The following is a 7,943-nucleotide window of genomic DNA, read 5'->3' on the forward strand; positions in this document are numbered from 1 at the left end:
GCATCATGCCGCCGCCGAAGCCGCCGCCCCCGCCGGGACCGCCTGCCGCCTGGCCGCCGCCGAGCTGGGCGGACAGCGTGGGGCTGATGGCCGTGACGACGTAGGCGCCCGCGAGGCCGATGGCGATGCCGAGGACGCCGCCCAGCAGCCCGTTGACGACGGCCTCGCCGACGACCTGCCGGGTCACCCGGCCCGACTTCCAGCCGAGCGCCTTGAGCGTGCCGAACTCCCGCACGCGCCGTGACACCGCCGACGACGTGAGCAGCCCGGCCACCAGGAACGCGGCGACGAGCACGGCGACGGACAGCCACTTGCCGACGTTCGAGGCGAGGTCGGAGGCGGTGGACAGCGAACCGGAGACCGTGTCGGCGAGGTCGGCGGACGTGGTCACGGTGGTGCCGCTGATGTTCTTCCGGATGGTCGACTTCACCGCGTCGATCTGCTGCGAGTCGGTCGCCTTCACGTACACCGTGGTCACCTTGTTCTTGGCGCCGGCGAGCGTCTGGGCCTGCTGCAGCGGCAGGTACAGGTTGGCGGCGGCGTCCCCGCTGTCCGGGGTCGCGATGCCGACGACCTTGTACTTCGTGCCCTTGACGGTGACGGTGTCGTTCGGGGCGAGCTTCTTCTCCTTGGCGTACGAGGCGTCGGCGACGACGACCTTGGCGTCCGTCTCGGAGGTCTTGAACGTCCGCCCCGCGGTGATCTTCGAGGAGGTCAGCGGGCCGAGGTTCTGCCGGGTGACGTCGGTGCCGAACACGGAGTAGGAGTTGACGTCGAAGGCGGCGCCGCCGCCCTGGACCCGGCCCCCCGGCTGGCCGCTGCCGCCGCCGGGGCCGCCCTGCCGCCCGCCGCCCTGGTCCTGCTTGAACTGGCCGCGGGTGAACTGCCCGCTGACCTTCATCACTTGCAGGCTCAGACCGCCCACGGTGTCGGCGACGCCCTTTTGCCGCGCGACCTCGGTGACGGTGGAGGAGGCGAGGGTCTGGAAGCCCTGCACCATCACCCGGTCACTGCTCTGCTCGTCGTCGGACCCGCTGTCCTTGGCGTCGAAGTTGAAGCGCGGCCGCCCGCTCTCGCCCTCCTTCGGCGCGGCGGCGGCCTTGGTGACGGTCATGTCGGTGCCGAGCCCGTACAGCGACTGCAGCACCTTGTCCTGGGCCTGACTCATGCCCGAGGAAACGGAGTTGACCACGATGACGAGCGCGATGCCGAGTGCCAGTCCGGAGGCGACGACCAGCGCCGCCTTTCTGCGGCGGCGCAGCTCTCGTCTGAGGTAGGTGAAGAACATCGAAGCCTCGCCCGATGACGGCCCCGACAAGGGGCGCTGAAAGGATCAGCGGAAACGTATGCACGGGCTGTAAGGGTTCGGTGAGGCCGGGATGAGAACGGGATGAGACCCGGGCACACGGACGACGAGCCCCGGTACGCGGGGCGTACCGGGGCTCGTGGCGGGGGCGGGTGTCAGGCGGCGGAGCCGGCCTTCCAGTCGGCCCAGCTCAGGTTCCAGCCGTTGAGGCCGTTGTCCGGGGCGACGGTCTTGTCGCCGGTGTTCTTCACGATGACGACGTCGCCGACCATCGAGTTGTCGTAGAACCAGGCGCCCGGGGTGCTGGAGTCGCCGGCACCCTTGGCGTCCGCCAGACCGACGCAGCCGTGACTGGTGTTGGCCGAGCCGAAGATCGACTTGGCGCCCCAGTAGTTGCCGTGGATGAACGTGCCGGAGTTCGACAGGCGCATCGCGTGCGGCACGTCCTTGATGTCGTACTCGCCCTTGCCGTCGTCGTCCGTGAAGCCGACCGACGCACCGTTCATCCGGGTCTCCTTGAACTTCTCGGAGATCACCATCTGGCCCTCGTACGTCTTGTTCTCGGGCGAACCGGCGGAGATCGGGATCGTCTTGATCGTCTTTCCGTCGCGGGTGACGGTCATGGTCTTGGTCTGCGCGTCGACCGTGGAGACCTGGTTGCGCCCGACCTTGAACGTGACGGTCTTCTGCTGGACGCCCGTCACGCCGTTGGCGCCCTCGACGCCGTCGAGGTCGAGCTTCAGGGTGACGGTGGAGCCGCCCGTCCAGTAGTCCTGGGGACGGAAGTCGAGGCGGTTGGCGTTGAACCAGTGGCCGACGACCTCCTGCCCGCTGCTGGAGCTGACGGTGATGTGGGACTGCACATCGGCCTTGTTCGTGATCGCCTTGTCGAAGTTGATCGACACGGGCATGCCGACGCCGACGGTCGAGCCGTCCTCCGGCGTGAAGTTGCCGATGAAGCTGTTGGTCGGGGAGACCGTGGTGAACGAGGCGTTCTCGTGCGCGGGGCGGTTGTCCGCGTCGTTCGCCGTGGCGGCGATCTTGTAGGTGGTGGCCCGCGCGAGCTGGTTCGTGGGCTTCCAGCTCTTCTTGTCCGCGGATATCTGGCCGGCGACCGCCGTGCCGTCCGCCGTCGTCATGGTGACGTCGGTGAGCGTGCCCTTGCTCACGGTGACCTTCGCGGCGTTGTTGATGCTCGCGTTGTCGGAGCCGTCCTTCGGGGCGATCTTGATCTCGGCCTCGGAAGTCTTCTTCGCCGCGGCCTCGTCGGCCTGCGCCTGCGATTCCTTCTTGCCGCTCGACGAGCTGCTCGATTCGGCGTCGCCTCCACTGCACGCGGAGAGCACCAGCACACCGCCGAGCACAGCGGACGCGGCCATCAGGCCCTTGCGCCGCTTACCGTCCGTCATCACACGCTTCTCCATAGTCGCCGAATGTCCCGACTTCCCCGATGTTCCCGGCGTCCCCGGCCGCCCGGGGTCCGGTCACGGAGAACACAGGGGTTCCCCATACCCGTACTCAACGCGGTGACCGGTTCGTCCCGTTCCCGAAAACGCCCCGATGTGGGCGACGCCACGTCGAAGGAGGCAGTAGCCACGGGTGCACCGGTGGTAACGGCATCCCCGTGAATCCCTCACTCCACTTGCGCATTCCCCCTGCGGGACGACGAAACCCCGGGCAGCGGTTGCCGCCCGGGGTCGCCCGTTCCGCCAGCCGCTATCCGCGTTCTTCGTCGTCCTCGGCGTCATCATCCTCGTCCAGGTCCCAATCAGGCGAATCGGGGTCGTAGTCGACCTGCTCGCTCGACCACGACGCCTGGACGAGTTCGGCCCCGGGCACGTCGCCGACCAGGTCGAGCGGGTCCACGAGGTACGCCACGGCCTCCGCCGCGTCCTCCTGGACGGCGCTCTCGGCGTGCCCGCGCTCCTCGTCCGGCATCACCTCGTCCTCGGCGATGCGCTGCAATGCGGCCCCCGTCAGCGCCTCCGCGTCGGCGACCTCCAGGACCAATTCCACCTTCAGGCGAACAAAACGTGACGTCTCATCAGTGCTCATACGCCGGAGCGTACGACCCGCTGCGCCCGTGACTTTCCTGTGACCCGCCCCTTTCACTAACATCGGCCCACACGGCCAATTCGCCAGCTCCACAAGGGGGATCGCTTCCGTGTCCGCCGCACGTCGATCACTGTTCACCGCCACCGCCGCCGGGACGCTCCTGTGCGCCCTGTGGTTCGTCCCCAACGCCACGGCCACCCAGGAGCACGCGCCGCGCACCGATCAGCAGCAGACCGCCACCGCGGTCTCCACCCAGTCCGACACCCAACTCCGCCTGGCCGACACGGGAACCGTCGACACGACCCCGTACGTCGTCGGCGGCTCCGTCTTCCTGGGCCTGGGTGTGGGCTTCGTGGCGTACTCGGTACGCCGGGGCCGCGGTTCCGAGGCCGCGTACTGACCCTCCCCGTACCGCCTGACGGCAGCCGCCAGGGGTCCTAGGAAAGCGCGGCCGTCGCGGCCTTGAGGGCGTCGAGCTCCTCGCGCGCGACGGCGGCGAAGTCCGGCTGCGCGGCGGACGGCGCGATCCAGCGCTCCAGCGCGTTGCGGAAGGCGATGGAGCCGATCTCGGAGACCAGGCTCGCGGCCGGGTCCGGCACGCCGCGCGCCCGCAGCGCCCGCGTCATGACCTCGACCAGTGCGGCGCGCTTGAGCAGTTCGCGCTCCCGCAGGTCGCTGTGGCCCGCGACGATGTCCTGCCGCGTACGGACCCACTCCCGCCGCTCCGGCCCGAAGGCGACGGACGCCGCCTGCAGCGCCGCCCCCAGTGCCTCGATCGGCGTGGCCGTGGCGGGCGCGCCGGCGATCCCGTCGGCGATCAGCGTGTTCAGCACTTCCTGACCGCCGAACAGCACCTCGCGCTTGTCGGCGAAGTGCCGGAAGAACGTGCTCTTCGCGAGGCCGGCCCGCTGGGCGATCTCCGCCGCGGTGGCGCTCTCGTAGCCGCGCTCCACGAACAGTTCCATCGCCGCTTCGGCCAGTCGTTCGCGCGCGTTCGGCTCCCACCTACCCATGCCGTCACCTTACGCGATGCGACTCGGTCCCATCACTGGTACCGTGATGGGACCGAGTCTCATCACTGTGCTCGTACGTCTCGTACCTGGAGATCCCCATGCGTGTTTTCGTCACCGGTGCCAGCGGCCACGTCGGCGCGGCCGTCGTCCCCGAACTCCTCGCTGCCGGCCACGAGGTCGTCGGCCTGGCCCGCTCCGACGCCTCGGCCGCCACGTTGGAGGCCCGCGGCGCCCGGGTCCGCCGCGGCGATCTCGACGACTTCGACGGCCTGCGCGAGGCCGCCCGGGACGCCGACGCGGTCGTCCACCTCGCCTTCAAGCACGAGGCGATGGTGACCGGGGACTACGCGGGCGCCCTGGCGGACGACCTGAAGGTCATCGAGGTGTTCGGCGACGCGCTGGCCGGCACCGGCAAGGTCTTCGTCGGCACCTCGGGCACGGGGGCGTCGAGCGAGCCGGGCCGCGCCCGCACGGAGGACGAGTGGGACACCGACGGCCCCCGGGCCGCGGCGACGAACGCGGTCGTCGCCTTCGCCGAGCGCGGGATCAGGTCCTCCGTCGTCCGCCTCCCCCCGGTCGTGCACAGCACCCTGGACCGGCACGGCTTCGTCCCGATGCTGATCGCCGCCGCCCGCAGCACCGGCGTCTCCGGCTACCTCGGTGAGGGCGCCAACCGCTGGCCCGCCGTGCACACCCTGGACGCCGGTGCGCTGTACCGCCTCGCCCTGGAGAAGGCACCGGCCGGGTCGCGGCTGCACGCGACGGGCGACGAGGGCGTCCCGTTCCGCGAGATCGCCGCGTCCATCGGCCGCCACCTGGGCGTGCCGACGCAGGCCGTCCCCGCCGAGCGGGCGCAGGAGCACTTCGGCTTCCTCGGCACCCTCGTCCCGCTCGACCTGCCGGCCTCCAGCGCCCGCACCCAGGACCTCCTGGACTGGCGCCCGGCCCACCCCGGCCTCCTCGCGGACCTCGACCTGGGCCACTACTTCGACGAGGCCCTGCCGGCCGGTTCCTAGGCCAGCGGCCCGGTGACCGTCTCGACGGCCTCGACCAGGGCGCCGCTTCGTACGAACGCGTCCGCCGCGGCGAGGTCCGGTGCCAGGAAGCGGTCCGGTCCCGGGCCCTCGACGCCGGCCTCGCGCGCGGCGGTGATGACCGCCTGCGTGGCGGGTGCGGGGGTCAGCCCCTCGCGCAGCTCGATGCCGCGCGTGGCCGCGTACAGCTCGACGGCGACGATCCGCGCGAGGTTGTCGACGGCGGTCCGCAGTTTGCGCGCGGCCGACCAGCCCATCGAGACGTGGTCCTCCTGCATCGCGGAGGACGGGATCGAGTCGGCGGAGGCCGGGACGGCGAGCCGCTTCATCTCGCTGACCAGGGCCGCCTGCGTGTACTGGGCGATCATCAGGCCCGAGTCGACGCCCGCGTCGTCCGCGAGGAACGGCGGCAGGCCGTGCGAGCGGTTCTTGTCGAGGAGGCGGTCGGTGCGGCGCTCGGTGATCGAGCCGAGGTCGGCGGCGGCGATGGCGAGGAAGTCCAGGACGTAGGCGACCGGCGCCCCGTGGAAGTTGCCGTTGGACTCGACGCGACCGTCGGGCAGCACCACGGGGTTGTCGACGGCCGCCGCCAGCTCCCGCTCGGCGACGAGCCGCGCGTGCGCCATGGTGTCGCGTCCGGCGCCCGCGACCTGCGGGGCGCAGCGCACGGAGTACGCGTCCTGGACGCGCGGCGCGTCGTCCTGGTGGTGGCCGATGAGCTCCGAACCGGCGAGCACCGCGAGCATGTTGGCGGCCGACGCGGCCTGGCCCGGGTGCGGGCGGATGGCGTGCAGCTCGGGCGCGAGCACCTTGTCGGTGCCGAGGAGCGCCTCCATCGACAGGGCCGCCGTCACGTCCGCGGCCTTGTAGAGGTTGTCGAGGTCGCCGAGGGCCATGACCAGCATGCCGAGCATGCCGTCGGTGCCGTTGAGGAGGGCGAGGCCCTCCTTCTCGCGCAGTTCGACCGGCGCGATGCCGTGCGCGGCGAGCAGTTCGCCGGCCGGGCGCACGACCCCGTCGGGGCCCTCGGCGTCGCCCTCGCCCAGCAGCGTCAGCGCGCAGTGGCTGAGCGGGGCCAGGTCGCCGGAGCAGCCGAGCGAACCGTACTCGTGGACGACCGGGGTGATGCCCGCGTTCAGCACGTCGGCCATGGTCTGCGCGACCTCGGGACGGACGCCGGTGTGCCCGGAGCAGACCGTCTTCAGGCGCAGGAACATCAGCGCGCGCACGACCTCGCGCTCCACGCGCGGGCCCATCCCGGCCGCGTGCGAGCGGACGATGTTGCGCTGCAGCTGGGCGCGGAGCTCGGTGCTGATGTGCCGGGTGGCGAGGGCGCCGAACCCGGTGGAGACGCCGTAGACGGGCTCCGGCTTCGCGGCGAGCGCGTCGACGATCTCGCGGGCCGCGGCCAGCGCGGCCACGGCCTCGTCGGAGAGTTCGATCCGGGCGTTCCGGCGCGCCACGTCCATCACATCGGCCGCAGTGACCCCGGCCGTCCCCACCACCACAGTGTGCATATCCATATTCAGGAACGTACACAGTGAATCCGAAGATGTCACGACCGAGTTCCGGGAGGACCCCTTACTCCCGGGGCCGGCGAATCCGGCGCCGCTCCCCCTTCTTGGCGTCCTGCGGTACCGGCGGCGGCGAGTCGGCGAGCCGCACGACGGGGTCGTCGAGGCCGCCGTCGCGCCCCGCCACCACCGGCTTCACCGCGCGCAGCGCCTTCGCCCGGTACTGCGCGGCGTCCGCGAGCCGGAACAGCCGCCGGGCGCTGGTGACCTCCCCGATCGGATCCCCGGTCGAGGCGATCCCGCACGCCACCCCGTCCCCGAGGTCCAGTTCGGCGGCGCGGGAACAGACCTCGTCCCCCACACGCACCACCTCGTCGGCGCCGGGGCCCGCGGCCAGCAGGCAGAACTCGTCCCCGCCGAGCCGCGCCGCGAGCGCCCCCGGCAGCATCGCGCCGCACAGGGACAGCACCGAGCCGAAACGTTCGAGGAGCCGGTCGCCGACGGCGTGGCCCAGGGTGTCGTTGACCCGCTTGAGCCCGTTCAGATCGCACACCACGAGGCTGACGACGGTGCCCTCGGTGACGTGCCGCTCGACCGCCTCGTCGAGCCGTATGTCGACGGCCCGCCGGTTGGCGAGGCCGGTCAGGGCGTCGGTGAAGGCGAGCCGCCGCGCCTCCTCCAGGCGTTCGGTCTGCGCCATCCCGGCCGCGACGACGGACGCCAGCACGGTCGCGAAGTCCGCGTCCTCGATGCCGAACACCGGCGCCCCGGCGGGCCGCGCCACGTACAGCTCGCCCCAGGCCCGCCCGTGCAGCACGATCGGCGCGACGACGCAGCAGCCCCGGCCCCGCCGCCGCAGCGCCGCGACGCGCTGATGGCAGTAGCCCGCACGCTCGACGGGCCCCTCGGCCGTCTCCACCCACGCGTCCGGCTCCCCGCCCCCGGCCCAGCGCTCGTGCAGGAACTCGGTGATCTCCGGGAACCGGTGGACCGGGTACGCCTCGTCCTCGGGGAACAGCTC

The 7,943-nt window shown here is 71.7% G+C and carries 8 protein-coding genes; 2 read left to right on the forward strand and 6 right to left on the reverse strand.

All coding sequences use genetic code 11. The features are described from left to right. The 3 genes from G3I40_RS00360 to G3I40_RS00370 form a co-directional block, all read right to left on the reverse strand. The coding region (locus G3I40_RS00360) for an ABC transporter permease (protein ID WP_164300127.1) at positions 1–1,288 on the reverse strand (1,288 nt) is incomplete at its 3' end. 173 nt (positions 1,289–1,461) lie between these two features. Then, on the reverse strand, positions 1,462–2,730 hold the full coding sequence (locus tag G3I40_RS00365) for an Ig-like domain-containing protein (protein ID WP_164300128.1): 1,269 nt from the start codon (positions 2,728–2,730) through the stop codon (positions 1,462–1,464). A gap of 292 nt (positions 2,731–3,022) precedes the next feature. Further along, complete coding sequence (locus G3I40_RS00370) at positions 3,023–3,361, reverse strand: hypothetical protein (RefSeq protein ID WP_164300129.1); 339 nt, start codon at positions 3,359–3,361, stop codon at positions 3,023–3,025. Positions 3,362–3,470: 109 nt separating this feature from the next. Here G3I40_RS00370 and G3I40_RS00375 point away from each other — a divergent pair, with 109 nt between their 5' ends. Continuing rightward, a complete protein-coding gene (locus tag G3I40_RS00375) occupies positions 3,471–3,761 on the forward strand; it encodes a hypothetical protein (protein WP_164300130.1) in 291 nt (96 codons plus the stop codon). A gap of 37 nt (positions 3,762–3,798) precedes the next feature. On the opposite strand, the gene G3I40_RS00380 is transcribed toward G3I40_RS00375, so the two are convergent. Beyond that, entirely contained in the window at positions 3,799–4,374 is a 576-nt protein-coding gene (locus G3I40_RS00380) for a TetR/AcrR family transcriptional regulator (protein WP_164300131.1), read from the reverse strand. A gap of 98 nt (positions 4,375–4,472) precedes the next feature. Between G3I40_RS00380 and G3I40_RS00385 the strand changes: the two genes are divergently transcribed. Next, positions 4,473–5,390: an SDR family oxidoreductase gene (locus G3I40_RS00385; RefSeq protein WP_164300132.1), complete on the forward strand. Its 918-nt coding sequence runs from the start codon at positions 4,473–4,475 to the stop codon at positions 5,388–5,390. Here G3I40_RS00385 and hutH read toward each other — a convergent pair. Both hutH and G3I40_RS00395 read right to left on the reverse strand, forming a co-directional pair. Continuing rightward, on the reverse strand, positions 5,387–6,925 hold the full coding sequence (gene hutH / locus G3I40_RS00390; protein WP_164300134.1) for a histidine ammonia-lyase: 1,539 nt from the start codon (positions 6,923–6,925) through the stop codon (positions 5,387–5,389). The two genes, G3I40_RS00385 and hutH, sit on opposite strands and share 4 nt — an antisense overlap. 64 nt (positions 6,926–6,989) lie before the next feature. Further along, positions 6,990–7,943: GGDEF domain-containing protein (locus G3I40_RS00395; protein ID WP_164300133.1), on the reverse strand; the 954-nt coding region annotated here is incomplete at its 5' end.

This window comes from Streptomyces sp. SID14478 (genome assembly GCF_010548525.1).
Lineage (GTDB): Bacteria > Actinomycetota > Actinomycetes > Streptomycetales > Streptomycetaceae > Streptomyces.

Bases quoted from the DNA above. Each gene is read 5' to 3' on its own strand.
- G3I40_RS00365 (WP_164300128.1), bottom strand. From the start codon at position 2,730: ATGGAGAAGCGTGTGATGACGGACGGTAAGCGGCGCAAGGGCCTGATG.
- G3I40_RS00370 (WP_164300129.1), bottom strand. From the start codon at position 3,361: ATGAGCACTGATGAGACGTCACGTTTTGTTCGCCTGAAGGTGGAATTG.
- G3I40_RS00380 (WP_164300131.1), bottom strand. From the start codon at position 4,374: ATGGGTAGGTGGGAGCCGAACGCGCGCGAACGACTGGCCGAAGCGGCG.
- G3I40_RS00385 (WP_164300132.1), top strand. From the start codon at position 4,473: ATGCGTGTTTTCGTCACCGGTGCCAGCGGCCACGTCGGCGCGGCCGTC.
- hutH (WP_164300134.1), bottom strand. From the start codon at position 6,925: ATGCACACTGTGGTGGTGGGGACGGCCGGGGTCACTGCGGCCGATGTG.